Origin of the sequence: Thiomicrolovo immobilis (assembly GCF_039645955.1) — a bacterium.
Classification (GTDB): Bacteria; Campylobacterota; Campylobacteria; order Campylobacterales; family Sulfurimonadaceae; genus Thiomicrolovo; species Thiomicrolovo diazotrophicus.
This window is the reverse complement of sequence record NZ_CP147916.1, coordinates 1,095,582-1,118,029: the sequence shown is the minus strand read 5'-3', so window position 1 is coordinate 1,118,029 and position 22,448 is coordinate 1,095,582. Positions and strand designations below refer to the sequence as shown.

General features: G+C 58.1%; 21 protein-coding genes. 7 read left to right on the top strand and 14 right to left on the bottom strand.

All coding sequences use genetic code 11. The features are described 5' to 3' along the window. Positions 1-21 precede the first annotated feature (21 nt). Complete coding sequence (locus WCX72_RS05770) at positions 22-417, bottom strand: ester cyclase (protein WP_345971355.1); 396 nt, start codon at positions 415-417, stop codon at positions 22-24. Positions 418-421: 4 nt separating this feature from the next. Continuing rightward, positions 422-649, bottom strand: a complete 228-nt coding sequence (locus tag WCX72_RS05765) for a hypothetical protein (RefSeq protein ID WP_231021130.1) — start codon at positions 647-649, stop codon at positions 422-424. Positions 650-870: 221 nt separating this feature from the next. Here WCX72_RS05765 and WCX72_RS05760 point away from each other — a divergent pair, with 221 nt between their 5' ends. Next, complete coding sequence (locus tag WCX72_RS05760) at positions 871-1,140, top strand: hypothetical protein (protein ID WP_345971354.1); 270 nt, start codon at positions 871-873, stop codon at positions 1,138-1,140. Here the strand turns inward: WCX72_RS05760 and WCX72_RS05755 are convergent. From WCX72_RS05755 to WCX72_RS05745, 3 genes are read right to left on the bottom strand one after another with little or no spacing between them, the layout of a single operon-like run. Continuing rightward, the gene (locus WCX72_RS05755) at positions 1,131-1,496 is read right to left on the bottom strand and encodes a diacylglycerol kinase (protein ID WP_231021128.1); all 366 of its coding nucleotides are present in this window, start codon (positions 1,494-1,496) and stop codon (positions 1,131-1,133) included. The genes WCX72_RS05760 and WCX72_RS05755 overlap by 10 nt on opposite strands. Beyond that, positions 1,486-2,097 carry a 1-acyl-sn-glycerol-3-phosphate acyltransferase gene (locus WCX72_RS05750; RefSeq protein ID WP_345971353.1) on the bottom strand — a complete coding sequence of 204 codons (612 nt, stop codon included), beginning with the start codon at positions 2,095-2,097 and terminating at the stop codon, positions 1,486-1,488. Before WCX72_RS05750 ends, WCX72_RS05755 begins: the two co-directional genes overlap by 11 nt. 2 nt (positions 2,098-2,099) lie before the next feature. Further along, entirely contained in the window at positions 2,100-2,840 is a 741-nt protein-coding gene (locus tag WCX72_RS05745; protein WP_345971352.1) for a DUF695 domain-containing protein, read from the bottom strand. Positions 2,841-2,893: 53 nt separating this feature from the next. Between WCX72_RS05745 and WCX72_RS05740 the strand changes: the two genes are divergently transcribed. Beyond that, complete coding sequence (locus tag WCX72_RS05740) at positions 2,894-3,280, top strand: hypothetical protein (RefSeq protein WP_345971351.1); 387 nt, start codon at positions 2,894-2,896, stop codon at positions 3,278-3,280. A 4-nt stretch (positions 3,281-3,284) separates the two neighbouring features. Here WCX72_RS05740 and WCX72_RS05735 read toward each other — a convergent pair whose 3' ends face one another. From WCX72_RS05735 to secA, 4 genes are all read right to left on the bottom strand, one after another. After that, positions 3,285-3,509 (bottom strand): hypothetical protein, encoded by a 225-nt coding sequence (locus WCX72_RS05735; RefSeq protein WP_231021124.1) that lies wholly within the window; start codon positions 3,507-3,509, stop codon positions 3,285-3,287. 55 nt (positions 3,510-3,564) lie between these two features. Then, positions 3,565-4,737: a cytochrome c peroxidase gene (locus tag WCX72_RS05730; RefSeq protein WP_345971350.1), complete on the bottom strand. Its 1,173-nt coding sequence runs from the start codon at positions 4,735-4,737 to the stop codon at positions 3,565-3,567. 165 nt (positions 4,738-4,902) lie between these two features. Beyond that, positions 4,903-6,111: an ABC transporter permease gene (locus WCX72_RS05725; protein WP_345971349.1), complete on the bottom strand. Its 1,209-nt coding sequence runs from the start codon at positions 6,109-6,111 to the stop codon at positions 4,903-4,905. Beyond that, positions 6,108-8,687 (bottom strand): preprotein translocase subunit SecA, encoded by a 2,580-nt coding sequence (gene secA / locus WCX72_RS05720; protein WP_345971524.1) that lies wholly within the window; start codon positions 8,685-8,687, stop codon positions 6,108-6,110. The genes WCX72_RS05725 and secA overlap by 4 nt, the downstream gene beginning before the upstream one ends. Positions 8,688-8,827: 140 nt before the next feature. On the opposite strand from secA, the gene lolA reads away from it, so the two are divergent. Next, on the top strand, positions 8,828-9,343 hold the full coding sequence (gene lolA / locus WCX72_RS05715) for a LolA-like outer membrane lipoprotein chaperone (protein ID WP_345971348.1): 516 nt from the start codon (positions 8,828-8,830) through the stop codon (positions 9,341-9,343). Here lolA and WCX72_RS05710 read toward each other — a convergent pair whose 3' ends face one another. Together WCX72_RS05710 and hrpB are read right to left on the bottom strand one after the other, a co-directional pair. Next, positions 9,344-11,968 carry a DUF2339 domain-containing protein gene (locus WCX72_RS05710; RefSeq protein WP_345971347.1) on the bottom strand — a complete coding sequence of 875 codons (2,625 nt, stop codon included), beginning with the start codon at positions 11,966-11,968 and terminating at the stop codon, positions 9,344-9,346. 54 nt (positions 11,969-12,022) lie between these two features. Then, on the bottom strand, positions 12,023-14,497 hold the full coding sequence (gene hrpB, locus WCX72_RS05705) for an ATP-dependent helicase HrpB (RefSeq protein WP_345971346.1): 2,475 nt from the start codon (positions 14,495-14,497) through the stop codon (positions 12,023-12,025). Between the two features lie 305 nt (positions 14,498-14,802). Here hrpB and WCX72_RS05700 point away from each other — a divergent pair, with 305 nt between their 5' ends. Next, positions 14,803-16,386 (top strand): SDR family oxidoreductase, encoded by a 1,584-nt coding sequence (locus tag WCX72_RS05700; RefSeq protein WP_345971345.1) that lies wholly within the window; start codon positions 14,803-14,805, stop codon positions 16,384-16,386. Positions 16,387-16,559: 173 nt separating this feature from the next. On the opposite strand, the gene WCX72_RS05695 is transcribed toward WCX72_RS05700, so the two are convergent. Beyond that, the gene (locus WCX72_RS05695; RefSeq protein ID WP_345971344.1) at positions 16,560-17,204 is read right to left on the bottom strand and encodes a Crp/Fnr family transcriptional regulator; all 645 of its coding nucleotides are present in this window, start codon (positions 17,202-17,204) and stop codon (positions 16,560-16,562) included. 77 nt (positions 17,205-17,281) lie between these two features. Between WCX72_RS05695 and WCX72_RS05690 the strand changes: the two genes are divergently transcribed. The 3 genes from WCX72_RS05690 (at position 17,282) to WCX72_RS05680 (ending at position 18,549) form a co-directional block, all read left to right on the top strand. Continuing rightward, on the top strand, positions 17,282-17,689 hold the full coding sequence (locus WCX72_RS05690) for a hemerythrin family protein (protein WP_345971343.1): 408 nt from the start codon (positions 17,282-17,284) through the stop codon (positions 17,687-17,689). Between the two features lies 1 nt (position 17,690). Further along, positions 17,691-18,029, top strand: coding sequence for a cupin domain-containing protein (locus WCX72_RS05685; RefSeq protein ID WP_345971342.1), 339 nt, complete (start codon positions 17,691-17,693; stop codon positions 18,027-18,029). A 76-nt stretch (positions 18,030-18,105) separates the two neighbouring features. Continuing rightward, positions 18,106-18,549: a pyrimidine dimer DNA glycosylase/endonuclease V gene (locus tag WCX72_RS05680; protein ID WP_345971341.1), complete on the top strand. Its 444-nt coding sequence runs from the start codon at positions 18,106-18,108 to the stop codon at positions 18,547-18,549. Between the two features lie 34 nt (positions 18,550-18,583). Here WCX72_RS05680 and WCX72_RS05675 read toward each other — a convergent pair whose 3' ends face one another. Together WCX72_RS05675 and ccsA are read right to left on the bottom strand one after the other, a co-directional pair. Then, the gene (locus WCX72_RS05675; protein WP_345971340.1) at positions 18,584-19,015 is read right to left on the bottom strand and encodes a hypothetical protein; all 432 of its coding nucleotides are present in this window, start codon (positions 19,013-19,015) and stop codon (positions 18,584-18,586) included. Between the two features lie 208 nt (positions 19,016-19,223). Then, a complete protein-coding gene (gene ccsA / locus WCX72_RS05670; protein ID WP_345971339.1) occupies positions 19,224-22,373 on the bottom strand; it encodes a cytochrome c biogenesis protein CcsA in 3,150 nt (1,049 codons plus the stop codon). Positions 22,374-22,448 lie beyond the last annotated feature (75 nt).

Below are 22,448 nucleotides of genomic sequence, written 5' to 3'. Positions count from 1 at the left end.
GATTGTAACAGAGAAAGGTGACTATGACAACTGTGACAGCAGCGTATTGAGGTCGCCGAGCACGTTGATCGATGCGATCTTGCCGTTACGGAAATGGAAAAAAGAGGCGCCGGAGAAGCTCACCCTGTTGCCCGAAGCCGGATGCCCGAAAAGCTCGCCTTCATGCTTGCCCGTATAGGAGACGTACGCGGCGGCCCTCTCGTTCTCGACAACGGTAATCTCAACGGCGTGGTAAAGGGCCGGAAATGCCCGTGTCACCAGCTCGGCGTAGTCTTTGAAGCCCGCCAGGCCGTTCGCTTCGATTCCCAGCGATCCCCTGAAACGGACATCGGGATCGAGCAGCACGTCAGCCTGGGAGAAATCCTTATCATTCCACATCGCATAATAGCGTTCGAGCAACTGCCGCGGTTCCATCATGCACTCACTCATCATCGAAACGGTGTTTATGGGGGAAACGTTCAACCGGCGCAAAATCGTCCTCGTCGTCCTCCCAGGTTTCATCGTTCTCAAAATCATACGTAAAGATACGTTCGTATCCCCGTTTTTCCAGCTCTTCGTCAAGGGTTTCGGGGGCGTACCCTTTCGTTTTACAAACCGCAAGGATCGAAGCGGCATCCGCTTCCTCCACACCGTTCAACTTCATTTCCATTTCGATATCAGAAATCGTCATTTCGACCTCAAATAGTAAAGCGCCAACGGGCGCTGAACACGGGCTGCCACCCGACCATGACCGCGTGCAGCGGCCAAAACAAAAATAAGTGCAAACCAGAAATTATACTCCTTTTTTTGCGAAAACAGCGCTATAATTTAGACACTCATTGCATTGCCCTATGCCAAATAGAGAGCCGTACAGCCGGGAGGAGAAAGCGCATGATGAAACAGATAGTTTGGGGAGCGTGCCTCCTGTTTGCGGCACTTTCAGCGCAAGCTGAGGAGAGAGACCCGATGGAGGTATGCGACGAAAGGAACGATGCCTGCGTCGCGAAGTGTGACGGAATGGAAAACGCCTCCTCGTCGTGTTACGACGCCTGCGATACCGCCTACCGGCGCTGCCTCGACATCGCCAACGGGTACACCCCGGAACTCCCCAGCACGTATGCGGCGGATGCCAATGCGAGTGCGAAAAAGGCTCAGAAGTAAAAAGCGATCAGCAGGGTGCTGATCCAGATGGCGCCGGTCATCACGAGCGAAACGAACACCAGCGCCGCACCCGCATCCTTGGCACGTTTGGCCAGTTCATGGTATTCGAGCGTGACCAGGTCCACGACGCGCTCCACCGCGCTGTTGGCCAGTTCCGCCAGCAGCGGGATAAAGAGGGAAATGCTCAAAATAGCGCTGTAAAGCGGGCTGATCGGCAACAGCCAGGCAAAGGTGCCCATGCCGAAAAAGAGCAGAAGCTGCAGTTTGAAAGAGCTCTCGTTGCGGATAACCTCGATGAGGCCGCTCAGGGCATAGCGCGTATTTTTGAAGAGGGTGTATTCCGGTTTATTGAGCAATCGAATCCTTTAACTGCATGACCGCGTCGCGGACCGAATCCGCGCTGCTGGCAAGGGGCATCGGGGCACCGAAGACGACCGTCACCGTGCGCCGCAGCGAACGCCGCGGGCCGGGATGGCTCTTTCGGGTATAGGACCATCGGCTGCCGCACATCCCATCGATGTAAAACGGCACGATCTCCCCCCCGTGACTCTGAGACGCTATTATCTCAAAACCCCTATAAAACTTTTCTATCTCGCAGCGCCGGCTGATGCCGCCTTCGGGAAAAATGGCCACGGCTTCTCCCGCGTTTAACGATGATATCGCCTCTTTGAACGCCTGCTTCGACGCCTTGGGCGAGACGGGGATCGTCCGCCCCAGCCGGAACATCCACCCCAGCGCTTTCCATTCGTAGATGGCACGTTCCATCATGTAGCGCAGCAGACGGCGGCGCAGCGCGATCTGCACCAGCAGCCAGTCCAGCCAGCTGACATGGTTGCCCAGCAGCAGTACCGGCCCGGAGCGCGGAACGTGCTCCCGCCCCTCGGCCCGGACGCGGTAACGCAGCGACACCAGCAGCGCGGCCACCGTCCAGAGCAGCAGCAGCACGCCTTTGCGCATCCTCACCCCTCGCTTCCCGAAAGCGAGGTGCTCCATCCCAGGTAGAGCCCGTGAGCCTCGAGTGCGGTTTCGATCAGCGGCCGGGTAACCTCCTCAAGCACTTCGGGGGTACAGGCGTGTGTGCGTTCGTACAGTAGTCCGTGGGGATAGAGCCCCTCCTCTTCCAGGTCCGTCTCAATACGCACACCCTCTTCGGCCAGGGCCACCGCCGCGCGCTGCATCGCTGTTCGCGTCTGGAAAAAGAGGTAATGCTCCACCGGGCGTTCACAGGAGAGGTCATCGCCGGCCGCTACCAGTTCCGCAATGATCTCGGTGCTTTTGGCCTGCTGAAGCTCAAAGGGGTCGGGTACGAGGACATCGTGGTAAAAGGCGTGATGGGTGTCGCGGGTCGCCCCGTACTCGATCCGGCCGTAGCCATGCTGCTTGAAAAGATCCCGGAACTGCTGCTCCGCCCCCTTGCTCCAGGCGGCATAGTAATAAAGCTCCGCCCACCCCTCCTGCAGGCGCATGCCGGCATACAGGGCGCCGTTGCGCAGTTCGAGCCGATCGTTCAGCTCCGTCTTGATCGCATCGAGGACACGGCGTTCCTCTGCGTCGCACCCGCCCGCCGCGTTCGGCGATTTGAGCGGAGCGAAGCTCCAGAGCATCCAGACCGTATCGTCGCTTTGGGGCTCAAAATCGAGGTTCGCCTCGATCGTGACCGGGATATTTTCTTCATTCGTCGTCGTGTAGGTAACGTTCATGCACTGCCCTTGGTATAATGGCGCTATTTTAACAAAGATTGGGGAAGGAATAGATGGAGAGCATTGTCGCGATAACGGTTTTTTATCTTCTCCTCGAAGGGTTCGAGATCGCCTGGCAGAAGGCGCCGACGATGCTGGAGATGCTCATACGCATCCGGCGCCGCTATGACAGAAGCATTTTCTACTTCTTCCTGCTGCACCCCACCTACTACTTTGCCATCTGGCTGATCCTGGAGACGCGGATGGCGCTGCCCGCCGTCATGCTCCTCTTTATCAAAACGGTCGATATCGCGACAAAGATCGTCCTGATGCAGCAGGTGTTTGAAAAAAGAGAGGTCTCCGCACCGCTGCAGGAGATGCTTATTATGCCACTGGGAAGGTGGATGCCCTACGCCGGCTACGCCGTCTACCCGCCGCTGGTGCTGTGGGCGATCCTTTAAAAGGTCAACGCTCTCTTATCTCTTTGAGCGCTTCGGCGATCTTCGCCTTCTGTTCTTCGGAAAGTGACTGGGATTCGAGTTTCTCCATCAGCGATTCGCTGAGTTTGTCCATCCGGGCGTTGTCATCGCGCTGGGCACGCCCGATCCGCCGTACAATAAGGTAAAAAAGCCCCGCCGTCACGATCAGCAACAGCGCGGCGGCACTCAGCATCAGCCCCTCTACGGACATGGCCCCTCCATTGTTTTCTGGATAGTATAGCGCAATGGCGGGACCGAATCAATCGCTACGGCAGCGATTCGTAACGGGCGTCTGTCAGGGTTTTGAGGAAAGCGACGATGGCATCTTCCTCCTCGTCGCTCAGCCCAAGGTTGCCGAGCTCGTCGACATTGATCGTTTCGGGCACCTCCGGCGTGCGCCACGGCAGGCCCGTCTCCGGGTTGAGCGCACCGGTCACGTCACGGGTATTGTAGAAGTGCACCACCGCTTTGAGGGTTTTGAAGACGCCGTTATGCATGTAGGGTCCCGTCACCGCGATGTTGCGCAGTGTCGCCACTTTGAACGCACCGTCGAGGGAGGGGTCGCCCGTCGTCTCCCCCAGGCCCAAGTCGCGGTAATCCGCCACGGCGCTGAGGGGGTTGTTCGGGTTGCTGCGGACCGCTTCATTGACGGGAACCCCCAGGTTGTCGAAGGTCGCATCGGTAAAGAGCGCCGGCGCGCCGCCTGTCCCGACGTTGGGGTGGCAGGCGGCGCAATTGCCTTTGTCTGCGCGTACAAACATCTCCAGCCCTTGGCGTTCCAGCGCCGTCAGCTCCGCTTCGCCTTTGAGCCAGCGGTCGTATTTCGAATCAAACGGCGCGAAGACGTCGCTCTTCTCAAAAGTGGCGATCGCATCGCCTATCGCATCGTAGGCCGCGGCATCATCGTCGAAGACGCTGTCGCCGTAGAGAGCCGTCAACTCCGAAACATAAGATGGGTTCGCCTTCACCCGTGCGACGACACTGTTAAAATCGGGCATCTGCATCTCGACGGGGTTCAAAAACGGCCCCTTCGCCTGTGCTTTAAGGTCTGCGGCACGGCCGTCATGGAACTGGCCGCCCAGCCAAAGGCCACCGCTCCCTTCGCCCTCGCCCGCCTCGTCATCGAAATGAAACGCCGGGAAAAACGCCGCGTACATCGCCGTCGGCGCGTTGCGGTCGCCGATCGAAAGGTTATCATCACCAATGGAGACGGCCCCGAAATCGTTCTGGGCCGTTACCGTGCGCGCTTCGCTGAAGGCGTGTGCCGCGTCGTGGCAGGAGGCGCAGGCTTGGTGCCCCGTGTTGGAAAGGTTTGTATCATTGAAAAACGCCTCGCCTAATGCCACCTTCTGCGGGTCGAGACCGCTCTCATTCGATTCGTTACAGCCGCCGAGCAGCACCAGCAGGATTCCGAGTCCCGTCATCGTTCGTATTTTCATCTTGACTCCATTATTGATAATCATAATCGTTTTGATAGTATGCAAAAGATATTCTTCAAAGAAGCTTTAATTTGATAGTGATTATCGATAATGTTATTATAAATGTAACAATTTTGTCATGGATTGAAGGAATAAGAGGGAAAAAGAGGCGCCGGAGCGCCAACGCTATTCGTTGCGCAGCACCGTCAGAACGTCGACCTCGCTGGCTTTCTTCGCCGGGTACCACGAAGAGAGTACAACGATGGCAAAGGCCCCGCCGAGGATGGAGAGGAAATCCTGCCAGGAGAGGTCCAGCGCCAGGCGGGCCGTCGGGTAGACGTGTTTGGGCAGCGTGATGATGTCGAAGGTCTGCAGTACCCATACGCCCGAAAGCCCGAGAATGGCCCCGGTGGCGATCCCCCCGATGCCGATGACGACGCCCAGTTTCAAAAAAAGCTTCTTGATCTGTGCCGGGGAGGCCCCCAGCGAGATCAGCAGCGCGATCTCGCTGCGGCGGTTCATCACCGTCATCAGCAGCGACGAGATGATGTTGACGGCCGCGATCAGGATGATAAGCATCAGCACGATGAAGAGCGAACGTTTTTCCAGCTCCAGCGCCGCGAAGAAGTTGACGTTGTCTTCCCACCACCCCTTAATGCGCACGCCTTCGGGCAGGACCGAACGGACCTCTTCTATCACCTTCTGGGGGTCGTCGGTCATAATGTGAATGCCGTCATAGACGTTATCGGGCAGGTGCATGATCGTCTGCAGCGAGTGCAGGTCGGTGTAGCTGTAGGCCTTGTCATAGGCGCTCAGGCCCGAATCGAAACTCCCGGCGATGACGAAACGCTTGAGCTTCGGCGTCACCGCCAGCCCGCCCGGTTCGATCTGGGTGAAGATGTACATCAGACGGTCTCCCTCGCCGAGGGCGAACGCTTCGAGCAGCGCTTCGCCGACGAGGACCTTGAAGTTCCCTTCCGGCAACGTCTGGAGTCCCTTCGCGACGACCGGGTTGACCTCTCGTTCCGCTTTGAAGTCCACGCCGAAGAGGTAGCCTCCCTCCAGCTGCGAGCCGCTGCGGGCGATAACGGAAGCCGCGACGTAGGGGCTGAACTTGAGCTGCGGGAACTCCTGCTCGAGCCGCATCAGCAGCTCGCTGTTCACGCTGCCGTAAAAGCGCGGCACGATGGTCAGGGGGTAGTTCATGATCGTGAGTTTTTTCTTGAACTCGTTGTCGAAACCGTTCATCAGCGCCATGGCAATGATAAGAACCATGACGCCGAGCATGATGCCCAGGAAGGCGAGCATCGCGGAGAGGAAGATGAAGGGCTGCTCCCGGTCAAACCGCAGAAAGCGGCGCAACAGGTAGTTCGTCAGGCCGCGCTGCTTTTTCAAGAGGCAAACGCCCCCTTCTTCGGTCCGCTCTGTCCGCAGCAGTTTTTGTATTTCTTACCGCTGCCGCAGGGACAAGGGTCGTTGCGGGCCGGTTTTTTCGCGGAAGGCGCGTCTGCCGCTTCGTCGCTTTCGCGGTTGAGCTGCATCTGCATCTCTTTTTGCTTGCGTTCGATCTCCTGCGCACGGGCGAAGGCTTCGGCCTCCTCTTCCGGCGAACGGAGCTGGAAGCGGATGATCTGCAGGGTCTTGATCGTGTCGTACTTGATCGTCTCGATCAGCTCCGTAAAGAGGTTGAAACTCTCTTTTTTATACTCGACAAGCGGATCTTTCTGGTTGTACGCACGCAGACGGATACCCGTCTTCATCGTATCCATGCGGTAGAGGTGCTCCCGCCACGCCGTATCGAGAGTCTTGAGATAGATCTCGCGCTCGATGTCGCGGCGGACCGGCTCGTCCACGACGGCCATCTTCGTGTCATACTCATCTTTGACGTCGGCGATGAGCTTCCCGGCGAGCTCTTCATAGTCGAGCCCCTCGAAGTCGGCAGCCTCCACAATGAAATGGACCTCTTCTTGCAGCAGTTTTGCGAGCTTTTCGAGGTCGAAGTCCTCACGGCCCCCGCCATCATAGATCTCGCACTCCGTCAGTGCGCGCGCCACGTACGCTTCGCGGATCTCGTTGACCTTCACGGCGATGTCGAATTCCGGGTCGAGCAGCTGGTTGCGGAAACGGTAGACGATCTTGCGCTGTTCGTTGGCGACGTCATCGTACTCGACGATCTGCTTCCGCCCTTCGAAGTGGAGGTTCTCAACCTTCTTCTGCGCCTTCTCCACGGCGCGGGTGACCATTTTCGACTCGATGTACTCGCCGTCCTCGACCCCGAGGCGCTCCATGATCGTTTTGATCTTGTCCGAGCCGAAAATGCGCAGCAGGTTGTCCTCGAGGCTCAGGTAGAACTGGCTGACCCCCGGGTCGCCCTGGCGGCCGGAACGGCCGCGCAGCTGGTTGTCGATACGGCGGTTCTCGTGGCGCTCCGTCCCGATGATGTAGAGGCCGCCCATTGCCTTGATCTCGTCGCTGACCTTGATGTCGACCCCGCGCCCGGCCATGTTCGTCGCGATCGTGACCGCGCCTTTTTCGCCGGCGCTCTTGATGATCTCACCCTCCTGGGCGTGGTTCTTCGCATTGAGAACGGTATGGGCGATCTTCTCGCGCTTCAGCAGCTCGTGCAGCACTTCGGACTTCTCGATGGAGGCCGTACCCACGAGGACCGGCTGCCCTTTGGCGTTGAGCTCCTTGATCTTCTCGATGGATGCCTGGAACTTCTCGAGTTCGGTCTTATAGATCAGGTCGTTGAGGTCTTCGCGGACGACCGGGACGTTTGTCGGGATGGAGACGACGTCGAGACGGTAGATCTGGGCGAACTCCGTCGCCTCCGTCTGCGCCGTACCGGTCATCCCCGCCAGCTTGTCGTACATGCGGAAGTAGTTCTGGAAGGTGATGTCCGCGAGGGTCTGCGACTCCTCCTTGATCTGCACACGCTCTTTGGCCTCAAGGGCCTGGTGCAGCCCCTCGGAGTAGCGGCGCCCCTCGGAAAGGCGGCCCGTAAATTCGTCGACGATGACGACTTCGCCGTCCTTGACGACATAATCGACGTCGATCTCGAAAATGTAGTTGGCCTTGAGCGCCTGGTCGAGGTGGTGAGACAGGGCGGAGTTCTCCAGGCTGTAAAGGTTGTCGACGCCGAAAAGCTCTTCGGCCTTGGCGATCCCCTCTTCGGTGATGAGGACGAGGCGGTCTTTTTCGTCAACGGTAAAGTGGGTTTCTTTCGAGAGCTGCTTGGCGATCTCGTCGGCGCGGACGTAGTTGTCGAGGGTACGGTTGGTCGGGCCGGAGATGATCAGCGGGGTCCGCGCCTCGTCGATGAGGATGGAGTCCACTTCGTCGACGATGACGAAGTGGTGTCCGCGCTGCACCATCTGGTCGCGGGAGAAACTCATGTTGTCGCGCAGATAGTCGAATCCGAACTCGTTGTTCGTACCGTAGGTGATATCGGTGGCGTACTGCGTGCGCTTGGCCTGCGGGTCGTACTCCCCTTCGAGGACCGTGCCGACCTCATAGCCCAGGAAGCCGTACAGCGGCGTGAGCTCCGTGGCGTCGCGCTGCGCGAGGTAGTCATTGACGGTGACGACGTGGACGCCTTTGCCCGTCATCGCATTGAGCGCGACCGGAAGCGAGGCCACGAGGGTTTTACCCTCCCCCGTCTTCATCTCGGCGATGCGTCCCTCGTGCAGGACCATACCGCCGATGATCTGGACGTCGAAGTGACGCATTCCCAGGGTACGTTTGGCCGCTTCGCGCGTGATGGCAAAGGAGTCGGGAAGGACCTCTTCGAGGCTCTTCTCTTCGGCGCGCACGGCCGTTTTCAGTTCTTCGAAAGCGGCCTGCAGTGCCGCATCGTCCATCGCTTCGTATGTCGCTTCGAGCGCATTGATCTTTTTGAGTGCCCGTTTGTAGTGTTTCAGCTCCCGGTCGTTCTTGGTGCCGAACACCTTGCCCATCATCGTCTGCAGCATCTTTTCCCTAGTTCCGGGCACCGGCAGTGCCCCTTTTTTTGCGCTGATTATAACTAAGCGAAGGTATCGTTTCTATAAAGGTTTCGTAAAGGGGTGTCCGGTCACCATTTTTGGTTACAATTGCGCAAAAAAGGTTTCAAATGAAAACAATTTTTCTGCTGCTCGCCGCTTTTAGCGCCCTCTTCGGATTTACCGACTCCATCCGCTCTTTCAGCGCGGATTTTACCCAGCAGATCGTCGACGATACGAACAAGACCATTACCTACGAGGGGCATGTCGATGCGACGCGCCCGGACAAGGCCCACTGGCACTACTTCAAGCCCGTCGAGAAGAGCGTCTTCGTCATCGGCCACAAAGTCACCATCATCGAACCGGAACTCGAACAGGCCATCGTCAAGACCTTCCGCGATGAGATCGACCTTTTCAAGATCCTCGCCAACGCCGTGAAACTCGACGACGAAACCTACCTGGCGACCCACAAGTCCCAGCAGTTCACCATCAAGATCCGCGACGACATCCCGTTGGCGATCTCCTACAACGACCCTTTCGAAAACAGCGTCCAGATCCGCTTCTCAAAACAGAAAATCAACCGTAACCTCGACGACGCCCTCTTCACACCGGAGATCCCGCCCTTTTACGACCTGCTCCGGGAGTAGTCACGCCCCTGTCTGTTCCGCTGCGCCGTCTTTAGACGGCGGAATCGGCGCAAAATACCCCACCAGCAGCAGCAGGACGCCGACGGAGATGAAAGAGACGATCCGCTCGACCGTTCCGCTCCCCGCGAGATCGACCAGAAAGAGCTTCAGTACCACCACCCCAAGGACCCCTGCCCCCGCCAGCCATACCGTACGCTCGCCCCGCACCTTGCCGACAAGCATGGCGGCGATACCCATACAGCTCCACAGGATCGAGAGCGACGCCTGAAACAGCAGGCTCGCCGCCAGGGCATAGGTCGTATACCCGACATCCCCGTAAAAATGGACCGCACGGCCCAGGAGCAACGTCGCGAGGAGAAACGCCGCAATACCGGCCGCTTTGAACGCGAACCGGTCGGCCGCGGCCGTGATACGCTCCACACGATAAAGCCAGTATACAAATACGGCCAGCCCTGCCGCCTGGAGGAGATCGAGCGGGCTTAACAGCGGAATGTAGGGCATAAACGGCACCGCCCCGTCCAGGGCGCTGATTTTCAGTTCCCAGATGCCGACAATGGTGCTCAGCGCGATCCCACCCGCCAGGCGGTAGACGGTGAGGTACTCCCGGATGAGAGAGGGATAGTAGCGATCAGACTGCACCAGAAGCAGCAGTGTCAGGATCGGCATCACGCCGAATGCCCCGTGACCGAGCTCGGTGATCCCCGTCCATGTTTCCACGGCATACTGAAGCTCCCGCGACAGGATAAGCACCAAAAGGACCATCCCTGCAACGTGCAGAAGTGCACCCAGTTTCCAGTCCGAGCCGAAACGCCAGAGCAGACCGTAATGCACGGTAAAGAAAAGAACGATGGCGATGCTCCCGATCCCGGCGAAGGGGTGTGCCGCGATAAAGTGATGCAGCAGCGTCGCAAAGATGGCGATGCCCAACGGCAGGTAGTACTGCAACACCCCGCCCAGTTCCGCCCAGGCGAAACGAATGGCGGCGGCGGCAAACAGTACGGCGCTCAATGCCGCGTAGATCAGCAGCACATTCCCCGTTTCAAAGCTGCTGCGACCGGCTTCCAGAAAACCGGCAAGCAGCCACATGAGCAGCCCCGTCCCCAGGAAGATCATGGAGAATGCCTGCGTGAGGGTCCCTGGCTCGCCGCCGGGATGTGCCCGGAGCCGGTAGGCCGTAAAGAGGGCCGCCGTCACCACGACGGCATAGCCGGCAAAGATCCCGTTGGCAAAAGCGAATTCGGCCGAAAGGCCTACGGTGGAGAGCAGGTAGAGCACATTCGACACCAGCTCCAGCACCATCCCGAAAATCACCCCGTAATGTTTGCGATACTTCAGGGAGATCCAGATCACTGCCGCCCCTTCAAGCGCCCACAGTGCACCGGTCATCCGATCGTCAAGCGCATAGGGGATCGCCACCGTATAGAAGACAACGGCGATCGCGCGGAACGCCTCCGCCAGCATCTGCATCTTCACCCGTGGCGACAGCAGCCGGAAAAGCGTGAGGTAGAGACTTCCCACAACCATTGCGCTGTAAAACACACCGTACTCGTACTGCTTGACCATGGAGGCCTGCAGGGAAAAGGCAACGAGCGGCAGCCCGAAGACCAGCGTGGAATCGATAAAGGCGCGTACCTCAAAGGGCTGCTTCGACGTAAACAGGATGCTCACGCCTAGGTAGAGCAGGAAGAAGAAGATCAAAAATGGTTCGGTCGATATGAAGAGTACCGGCTCATACCGCAGTACGCCCCAGGCGGTGGCGATGACGAAGGTAAAAAAGAAGCCGGCGATGTTGAGCACCCGCCAGGAGCGGTACCAGGCGATGAGCAGGATGCCAATGTTGAGCATGGCGTAGTAGCTGAACAGTACAATGTGCGACCCGCTGCCGTCGGAGGTCAGGATCGGGACCAGAAAACCGCCGGTGATGGAGAAGAGCGCGAGGATGACGGCATCCTGGGCCACGGCCAGCAGGGAGCCGCAAATGACTACGATCAGCATGATGACGAAGGCCTGCGGCATCGTCAGCAGGCCGTACATTTTCGCCGAAGCGTAGACGACGAGATAGAACGAAGCGACCCCCAGCGCCTGCAGGACCAGTCCGTAATACCCTTCCCGCTCCCGCAGCCGCCACCCCAAAGCGGTCATGCCCAGCGCACCGAGCGCAATGCCGATCAGACGCATTTCGATACTGATCATGTTGTGCTCGGCGGCGTACTTGACCAGGAAAACGAGCCCCAGGAAAAAGATGATGCCGCCGACCTTCACCAGCATGTTGCCACCGGTGATGAAGCGGTTGAGCGCCTGGGCCAGCGGCGACGTTTCCGCGGCTTCGGTCTGCGGGGTCTCCGTTGCTGCCGCCTTCGGCGTCTCCGGCACAGGGCCTTCCGCCGCTTCCTTCCGGGGGAGCGTTTCGGCCTTCTGCTCATTCGGCACCACCGGTTTCACCGCAGGGGAGACCAGCTTCTCCCGCACCTCTTCCAGCGGCGAGCGCGGCCGTTCCCGGTTCTCACGCTCTTCAAACTTCTCCCCATCGCCCAGGGCATCGAGCCGTTCGCGCAGTTCCCGGTTCTTTTTGTAAAGATCGAGGATGAGGAAAAAGATGATCAGGATGGCAAGCAGTGTCAACATCAGCTATTCCTATTTATTATTTTATGGTGCTATGCTAACACAACTATGCTCAGGTCATCCCCGCGCCATCCCCTTCTTCGTCTTCGAGGTCGCGACCGCTTCATAGGGGTCTTCGGGCCAGTAGTGTTTTTTGTACCTGCCCCGCAGCTCCTTGCGCACTTCCGCATACCCCTCCCGCCAGAACGACGCCAGGTCCTTCGTCACCTGCACCGGCCGCTGTGCCGGGCTGAGCAGGTGCAGCATCAGTGGCACTTTTCCCTCGAGCACCGTCGGCGTGCGCTCCCAGCCGAAGACCTCCTGCAGGCGTACGGCGAGCACGGGCTGCTCCGGGTCGTCATAGTCGATACGAATGGTCGAACCGCTGGGCACCGCCACCGTCTCCGGTGCCAGCGCATCCAGCTTCTGCAATGCGTCCCAGCCCAACAGTGCGGAGAAAATCGAATGCAGATCGAGTTTCTGGAGCCCTTTTAGGTCACGGACCCCCTCCAGGTAGGGCAGCAGCCACGTCTCCAGGGTTGCCAGCAGTGCGGCATCGTCCAGGGCGGCGAACGTCTCCGGCAGATGGCGGTTGACGAAGGTGACCCGCTTGCGCAGCGCCGTACTCTTCTGCGTCCACGGCAGCAGATCGAGTCCGCCCCGGCGGATGCCGTCGATCACCCCCCGCGCCACCAGCTCCGGCGACGGGTTGTCGATGCGCGACGCTGCTAAAACGACGGCCCCTATCCGTTCCGTCCGGACGGCCTCGACACGGCCTGATTCCCCGTTCCACGCCACGCGCTCCTCCGCCTCTATGGCATCGCCGAACCACGCTTCCAGCTCCGGCTGCGATAGAGCGGCGGCATGGAAGATGCGCAGCGGCTCCCCTTGCCCGCCCGCTTCGGCGACGGCAAGGTACTCATCGTGCAAAAAAGCGGTGGCATCGCCCAGCACCGCCCCCTTACCGTTGGCCAGTAAAAAGCGATCCGACCCGCTACTGCGGCGTTTGGCGATGCGGTCGGGATACGCCAACGCCGCGAGCACTCCCGCCGCATCGGTTTTCACGCTGCCGCCCCGTTCGCATCCCGTGCGCTTTTTGAGCAGGTTCACGGCATGGCGCAGCAGACTGCCGCTCCCCCCCGACTGCAGCGAGCGGTCCAGCCACCCCATTCCCTCCGCCAGGTCCATTCCGCTGAAGCCCGTCCGCTCCTGCAGCAGGGTTGAGAGCAGCACCGCCTCGTATCCCAGCCCCTCCGCCTTGGCCCGCAACAGCATATGGGCCAGGCGCGGATGCAGTCCAAGCGCCAGCGCCGCTTTGCCGTGCGGGGTAATACTTCCCGCCGCATCTATCATATTAAGTGATATTAATAGTTCCGAGGCTTCTTCGACGGCATGCTCAGGCGGCGTATCGACCCATGCAAGCTCATCGACCGTTGCACCCCAGTTGGCGAGTTCCAGCATCAGCGGCGCCAGATCGCTCTGCACGATTTCAGGCCGCGCATGCGGCACCAGCGGCTTGTTTTCATGCCAAAGCCGGTAGCAGACCCCGCTCTGCGTCCGGCCCGCACGGCCGGCACGCTGCACGGCGGAATCCTGCGTGATCATGCGCGTGTGCATCCGGTTCATGCCCGAGGCGGCGTCGTACGCCACGAAACGCTCCAGCCCGCTGTCTACGACGATACGTACACCGTCAATGGTCAAAGATGTTTCGGCGATGTTCGTCGCCAGGACAACCTTGCGTTTGCCCTCGGGCGCCGGGGCGATGGCATGCTGCTGGGCCGACTTGGAAAGGTCGCCGTACAGGGGCGCGATCATAATGTCGCTTGCCTTGCTGCCCTGCAGCGTACGCTCGACGGCGTTGATCTCTTTGACGCCGGGCAGAAAGGCAAGGATGCTCCCCTCCTCCTCTTTCAGCGCGTCCGTGATCGTCTCCGCCGTCACTGAAGCGATGCGCTTCGCCTCGGACGGTTTGCGGCGGATATCGAGGTAACGGTGCGTCACGGGGAAGCAGCGCCCCTCGCTGGTCACGACGGCGGCGTCGGGCAGCACACCCTTGAGCGCATCGGCATTCAGCGTGGCCGACATGACGACGATTTTCAGGTCGTCGCGCAACAGCGTTTGTGACTGCAGCGCGAGCGCCAGTCCCAGGTCCGCATGGATGGAGCGCTCATGGAACTCGTCGAAGATGAGCACCCCCACCTCTTCCAGTGCCGGGTCGCCCTGCAGCATCCGCGTCAGGATCCCTTCGGTGACGACCTCTATCCGCGTGGCTGCCGAGACCTTCGTCTCCTGCCGGATGCGGTACCCCACCCGCTGTCCGACCGCTTCGCCAAGCAGCTCCGCCATCCGCAGCGCCGCATTACGCGCCGCCAAACGTCGCGGTTCAAGCATAACGATTTTTTTGCCTTCCAGCCAGGCCGCTTTAAGCAGTTCCAGCGGGACGACGGTCGTTTTCCCCGCACCCGGAGGGGCCTGCAGAATAAGCTGATGATTGTCGGAAAGCGCCTGCCCTATTTCGGGCAGGACGGCTTGGATGGGAAGTTCGTGTAACATGGTTGGAATTATAACGGTTCCGCCGTCACCATAGAAGCTGAACATGACAATATCCCACATTTTTGACAGATTACGCTGAGAGTCTTTGAATAGCCATCATCCCATTATCAAACTAAACGTTGCACGTAAAAAAGCTGCGGATGAAAAAGACGTTTCTTTACAGGTTAATCGGATTAGGGAGCAGGAAGCGTTACGTCCATTGCTCCGCATGGTGTTCCGGGAGGACGGGCAGCTTACAACTAGTTTAGATCATCACAAAAAATCTATTCCTAACACTATTTGCCTAATTTTCATATGATACCGGGATGCAAAACAGTACGAATCACCATATCGCCATTTTCGGATCGACCAGTTACATCGGAACGCACCTCATTGCCAAGCTCTACAACGCCGGTTACAAAATCACCCTCTTTACACGGACCACGCGCAAGTTTGAGTTTTTAAATGACGAGTGCTACTTTCTTGAACGGACCAGCCCAGACATCTGCATAGCGGAACAGCGTCTTGAAGTGCGCGGCTTTGACGATATCGTCACGACACTTCAAGGAGTGGATGCCGTCTATTACCTCGTCCACTCGCTTTATGTCAAAGGGGACTATGATTTTTCGCTCAAGGACAACCGGCTGGCAGGGCTCGTGGGCAAGGCCTGTACCAAAGCCGGAGTCAAACAGATCATCTATCTGGGTGGGCTTGGGGTCGAGACGGAGGGCTATCCGCTTTCAATGCACCTCAGAAGCAGGCAGCAAACGGCAGAATTTTTGTGCAAAGAGCATGACGGTGTGACCGAATTCCGCGCCGGCGTTATCATCGGCGCGGGAAATTCAAGTTTCGAAATCATCCGCAGCCTGGCGACCAAACTCCCTTTAGTACCCAAAGCTTTAGGCAAAGAGGGGTTGTGCCAGACGATTGCCGTCGAAGACCTCGTTGCCTACCTCACCCACGCACTTTTGAACGAGAAATATTATGACCAAATCGTCGAGATCGGTTCGAATGAAGTCCTCACCTACTCCGCTATCGTGCAGACCTACGCAGATATCGTCGTCGATAAAAAACTGCATGTGGCCCCCCTGCCGCTGTTTAACAAGATCTTCACCCCCTATGTGTTAAGCAAAATCATCTCGCGGATGTCCGGGATGCGCGCCATTCTGGTTGAACGGCTTTTGGAGGGTATGAATTCGGCCGCGATTATCGGCAATCACCCCGTCTCCAAAGTCGATCCGCACTGTCCCGTTAAACCGAAACCTTTTACGGAGGCACTGAGAATCGCCGGCCAAAGATGCGAAGAGCTGACCTACCTGAGCGTCTGGTCCACGCCATATGAAGAGTCCGTACTCAATCCCGAAAAGAAAAAGCAGTTTTTGCGCTTTACGTCGGAACTCAAAGAGGGGATGCTTTTTGAAGCATACAGCGCGACTTTCCCCGCAGAAAAGATAGAGGATGTCTTCTACCGAGTCAAGGACATCGGGGGAACAACGGGCTATTACTCGCCGAGATGGCTCTGGCAGGTCCGCGGGTTTATCGATGTTCTGCTCGGCGGCAGGGGCCTCCGCGATACTAAAAGGGCACCAAAGTTCATCAGGGTCGGTGACCGGATCGACTTTTGGGTCGTCACGTTTTATAAGAACAAGCCCGGCAACAAAGTGCTGAGGCTCAAAGCAGAGATGCTCACCCCGGGCAATGCCTGGCTGCAATTCATCCTGCAGCCGGTCCAGGAAGAGGAGGGAAAAGCCCGATTAACGCTGACCGCCTATTTCGAGCCCAACGGCATCGGAGGATACCTTTACTGGTACAGCCTCTACTTTATACATAAATACATTTTCAAAACCATGGTCGAAAACATCCTACTGTCAAGCTATCAAATCCCCGCAGTAGCCAATGTTTCAAGCTAAACGACACGCACAGACTGCGTAAGCCCACTTTGACATGGCGACGCCCGGTTGCGAAGCTCGTAGGTATCCTGCATCCACTGCTGATAAAAAAGAAGAAGACAAAGTATATGCCTCACAAATCAAAGGGAGCCACTCTATAAGCCACCCCGGGCTTTTGATGACTTGTTTAAACGCTAAACCGACGCATCCAACAGGCTTCTCAGGCCCTCTGCATCGACGATAACGATCTTCCGCGCGCGCACCTCGACCCATCCCCGTGCTTTGAAACGCCGCACGATGCGCGAAACCGTTTCAGGCGTCAGGCCGATCTGTGACGCGATCTGCTTCTGGGTCGTCGCGGCGAGCACGTCGGCATGTTCCAGCAGGTAGCGTGCCAGGCGGGTCTGCGCATCGTCGACCGTGGTACGCCGGATCACCGCTTCGAGCTGCTTGATCTTGCGCGTCAGCGACCGGATGATGCCCAGCGCCACATCCGGTCGGTTCAGAAAACGGCTTTTGAAAGCCCCGAAATCGATCTCGTAGAGCGTCACGTCTGTTTCGCAGCGCGCCGTCGCCGGATAGGGGATGTTTTCGAAATGTGCCGCCTCGGCGACCAGGTCGTCGGCACGGAAATGGGCCAGGACGATCTCGTTGCCTGCCGTGTCGTGCTTGACGACCTTGACGACTCCCGATGCGATGAGGCGGAGTTTTCCCGGGTGTTCCCCGGCATAAAAAAGCGTGCTCCCCGCGCTGTACGATTTCACCCGGGTGATCTCCCGCAACTGTGCCAGGTCATCCCCTTCCAGCCGGTTAAACAGATAGCAGTGTTCCAGTCCCATGCCCCCTCCAACTTGATCTATATCAATGTCACACCCCCCTATCATAACCTATACTGGCGCAAAAAAGGAATCATCAGATGATCGCTTTCGCCGAACTCCCCAAAGTCGCTTTTAACGAGATGAACACCGTTCATGCCGAAGAGGTGGAACAGCTCAACCATATTGAGACGCTCCTCGACACCGGTGCGCCCGAAACGGCCCTCTCTCAGGCACTCGAGGCACTTTTTTTCCATACCCGCGAGCACTTCGCGAACGAGGAGCACCTCATGCGAGAGGTCGGCTTTCCCGCGTTCGAGATGCACAAAGCCGAGCATGACCGCGCCCTCAATGCATTCCAGCTGGTGATGATGGAGTGGCGCAACCGCAACGACGATGAGATCATCCGCGACTACATCTGCACCGATACGCCACAGTGGCTGCAACAGCACATCGCGACCATGGACACCGTCACGGCAAACTTCATCGCGATGGTGAAGGGGAGTTGAAATGAAAACGTACACGTTTCTGGAAGCGCCGCGTTTCGGAGAACGGGTCGTCGTCGAAAAGATGCTGGAGACCCCTTTTTCCAAGGAGATCCGCATCTGTATGACCAAAGGCAGCATCATGCGCGAGCACACCGCGCCCGGACCGATTACCATCATGGTTCTCGAAGGCTGTGTTACACTCACCTCCAATGGTGATGCGGCCGACCTTGAATGCGGAGAGATGGTCTGTTTCGATGCACACGTCCCCCACTCCCTCGAAGGCCGTACGAAGAGCGTTATCCGGCTGACGCTTTCAAAAGGCGACGCGCTTAAACGGGTCATCGACCTGGTGAAGGCGTGACGGCGCTCTTGGCAAAGCTGTAGTATAGTGGGATATGCTACACCGCTCACAATGTGGGCAAAAGGAGGAGACTCCGATGCGACTCTGGTCCATCCACCCGAAATACCTGGACGCCAAAGGGTTGGTCGCCCTGTGGCGCGAGGCACTGCTGGCACAGAACGTGTTGCTCGACAGAACGAAGGGGTATAAGCACCACCCTCAGCTGCTCCGTTTCCAACAGTGTGAAGCGCCTGCGACTGCCATTGGCTGCTATCTCGGTTTCGTGGCGGACGAGGCGGACAGGAGAGGCTATAGGTTCAACAGGGAAAAAATTGTGATGCACGGAGCATGCGCCCTGATGCCTGTCCATACGGGTCAGCTCTCATACGAATTCACCCATCTGCTGGGCAAACTGAAACACCGGGCCCCGGACCGTTACAAAGTACTAGAATCGTTACAGGAGATTGAAACGCATCCGCTCTTTAAAGCGATTGCGGGGGATGTGGAGGCGTGGGAGGTCATCCCGACCGCGGCACCCTGACACGCCCGGGCAGGCGTGTCGTCATCGAAAATGTTTACAGTTCGTCGCGCACGAGGTTATGGCAGTGAAAACAGGCCAGTTCGATGGAGGTGTAGGCCCGCTGGGCTTTGATCTGCCGCTTGCGCGGCGTCAGGTCCCGCGTGTTCTCTCCGTAAGCGTCTTCGATCAGCTCGATGTTCTCCGCGATCAGCTTTGCCGACTCGAGGGCAATGCTCGATTTCTGCTTCTTCTCCGGGGGGAGCATGGATTCGATCTTCTCCTTGTTGCTCAGGAGATCATGCACCTCCGTTTTGAGACGCTTGAACACTTTCAGCGCTTCCGCCCTGTCGTTCCGGATCATAGACTCCCGGGCCGAACCCATCTCCGCATTGAGCTTCAGCATATTGAACTTCAGGTTGAATTTTTGATCCGCCGCATGCAGCTGGACACCGAATGCGATCAGTGCCATCAGGACGATTTTTACCATACCTCTCTCCTCTCATTTTGATTCAGAAAAAATTATATCCAAATTATTTTATCCCATAAAATAACTGTAGGTTGAAATTAAATAATTCCGACCATTTCAATGGGTATTGGGGAGCTGTGAATTAGAGAAAAACAGGTGGGAAGCGTGACGGTGCCGAGGGGCACCGGAAGTGTAAGGGTACAGGTTATCGGGGGTTAGAAAGGAGCCCCTACTCCTTGCACAGCGGTGCGAGTTTGCGGTGGCGCGAAGCCAGCGCGATGACCGCGAAGACGATCGCGTAGGTGACCGGGACGAAATCCGGGATCGGTACCGGATCGCCCTTGGCGTAGGAGTGCATCCCCGCCAGGTAGTAGTTGACGCCGAAGTAGGTCATCAGCACCGACGTAAAGGCGAGCAGGGAGATGACGCTGAAGAGGTACGGCGTATAGATCTTCTTGATAAAACGCAGGTGGATGACGACGGCATAGACGAGGATCGTCACCAGTGCCCAGGTCTCTTTCGGGTCCCAGCCCCAGTAGCGGCCCCAGCTCTCGTTGGCCCAGACCCCGCCGAGGAAGTTCCCCACCGTCAGCGTCGCCAGCCCGACCATCAGGCTCATTTCGTTAATGGCGTTGAGCTCCTTGATGGAGAGCGAGATGCTGTGCGCACGCTTGCCCGAATTGAACATGAACAGGATCAGCGTAATGAAGCCCAGCAGCGCCCCCAGTCCCAGGAAGCCGTAGCTGCCGGTGATCATAGAGACGTGGATACTGAGCCAGTACGACTGCAGGACCGGCACGAGGTTCGTCACCTGCGGGTCCATCCAGTTGAGGTGGGCGACAAAGAGGATCAGCCCGGCAAGGATGGAGGTGGCCGCAAGGGTAATCGGCGAATTCTTCGAGAAGATGAAGCCCGCCAGCACAGACGCCCAGCCGATATAGATCATCGACTCGTACCCGTTCGACCACGGGGCGTGGCCGGAGATGTACCAGCGGATCGCCAGGCCGACCGTGTGGGCGATGAAGAAGAGCACGAGCAGACCGTAGGCCCCCTTGGCGAAGAGCCCCAGCTTGACGCGCGGGTTGATGATGTGCGCGAAGGCGAAGACCAGCAGGACGAAACCGACGAGGAAATAGAGCGGCCAGAGGCGCTCGAAGATGTTGGCGTGGTTGTACCAGATCTCCAGTTTCACCTTGTTCTCGTCGGGATAGACGGTAGATCCCGCCTTTTTCTGATGCTCGGCGATCTGCTCCAGCGCGGCATCCGCCTTGCTCCAGTCGCCGCTCTTAACCGCGTCGTCGATGGAGGAGAAGTACTGGGCGGCGAGGTAGCGTACGAGCATGCTCTCCTGCGGGGTAAAGCCGTTGATCGCCTCAATCGTCGCCACCCATTTGTGGTTCGCATCCCCCGCATCCGGCCAGAGGCGCAGCAGCGCACCCGTGTAGACCATGTAGGCGACGTTGACGCGTTCGTCTACTTTGATGACGGCTTTGTCGAACTTGTCGCGTTTGCCCGGCGCCTTGCGGATCGCCTCTTCGACATACTTGTTAAGTTTGTAGCCGGCCATCTCATCGGGGTATTCAAAGAACTGGTTGAAGGCGAGGGTTTTCTCACCGGCGTCGAATCCCAGCTCCTTGTTGACCAGCTTGTCCGAACTGATCATCTTGATGTCGCGCCACGCTTCGGGCATCAGCATCATCGAGAGCAGGATCTGATTTGCATTGAGGCCGAGGATAGTATCGCCGCGGTTGATCTTGTGCAGGATCTCCGTGCTGAGGGTATCGACCGGCTTCATACGGCCGTTGCTGTCCTGGACGATCAGCTCTCCGAACATATCGGCGTGGGTCCGGTCAAAGGAGGTTATTTCCTTGATCATCGGGTTCGTATCGGCTTTGGCGCTTTGCGGCGCGAACGTCAGCAACAGTGCTGCAATAAGCCCTGCGGCCAGTTTCTCTTTCTCTTCGGCCGCACGCTTGGCGATTTTGCCCAGCTGGCGGAAACGGCCGCCCTTGACGAAGAGCGAGCCGAACATCCCGATGGCGAGCAGCAGGTAGCCGATATAGGTCGGCAGGGTTCCCGGGTCGTGATTGACGGAGAGGATCGTCCCCTTCTCATCACGGTCGTACGAGGACTGGAAGAAACGGTAGTTGCGGTGGTCAAGAACGTGGTTCATAAAGATACGATAGGGCATTTCGATGTTCTGTTCCTTATCTATCAGGACAACGTCGCTCGCATAGGACATCGGCGACTGCGATCCCGGGTAGCGGTCGAGCTCGAAGTCCGCCAGTTTCAGGGCGAACGGCAGGCGGATGAGCTCGGCGCCGTAGCTGACCGACATCGGGATGCCTGAGAGCGTCACCGGTTCCGGCACGCCGACCTGGCCCGAGGTGCCCATGACGACGACCTCTTTGGTCTCGCTGCCGTCGCTGAACTGCAGGCGCATCGCGTCCTGCGAAGCAGTGCGCATCATCGGCCCCTTCTTTTTCGTCTCCTGGGAAACGATCGTCTTTTTCCCTTTGGCTAAGAAGCTGCGAATCACGAAGTTCGCGCCATTCTCCGTCGTATAGAGGGTACGTGTCGAGGCGTTGTCTTCCAGGGACGGGGCAACGGCACCGCTGCTCTGGTCATCCATTTTGAGGTAGGTCAGCGGGAAGCCGTGGGCCATCTTCAGGCTGTCGCCTTCCATAAACAGGCGGACGACCGGTTTGCCGTCGTGCACCGGCTTGCCGGAGTCGAAGTCGATAATGAGTTTCTCGTTTTCATACTGTTCGCCCTGGGAGAGCTGCATCTGGTCGGGGGCACCGCCGCCGGTGATCATCATATTGGCAATCGGCTTGCCGTCGGGCGCTTCCACGACGCTGTAGACGGCGTCGGGAATGTATTCGAGCAGCTTGACGCTGACCGTTTTGCCGGCGACATCAAAGGTCGTGTCGACGTCGTTGCCGCCGAGCTTGGAGAGGTAGAGGCTCTGCTTGTACTCGCCGACCTTGCCGTTGTCGTCATAGACGATCTTGAGGTAGCTCGTGGAGCTGGTGATCTTGTCCTCCGTCTCGCCTTCGCGGATGTGCATCATCCCCTCGTAACCGACGTAGCGGGTCACCGCCGCGCCAAACAGGATAACGAGGAAAGCGAAGTGAAAGAGGAAGACGAGCCCCTTCCCTTTCTTCCACATCTTGAAGCGTACGATATTGAGTACGAGGTTGAACGCCAGAATACCCAGCAGCACCTCGAACCATCGGGCGTTGTAGATCATGGCCTTGGCCGTCGGCGTGCCGAAATCGTTTTCGACAAAAGTCGCGTATCCGACGGAGACGGCAAACACCAGCATTAACGTGGCCATGGTTTTCATGGAGCTGATCACAGAGAGGAGGTACTTCATCTCATTCCTTTTCATGCAGTCAGAGGGCTGTGCGGCCCCCAAAGTGCGTAATTGTAGTCATTTTCGGTTAACGGA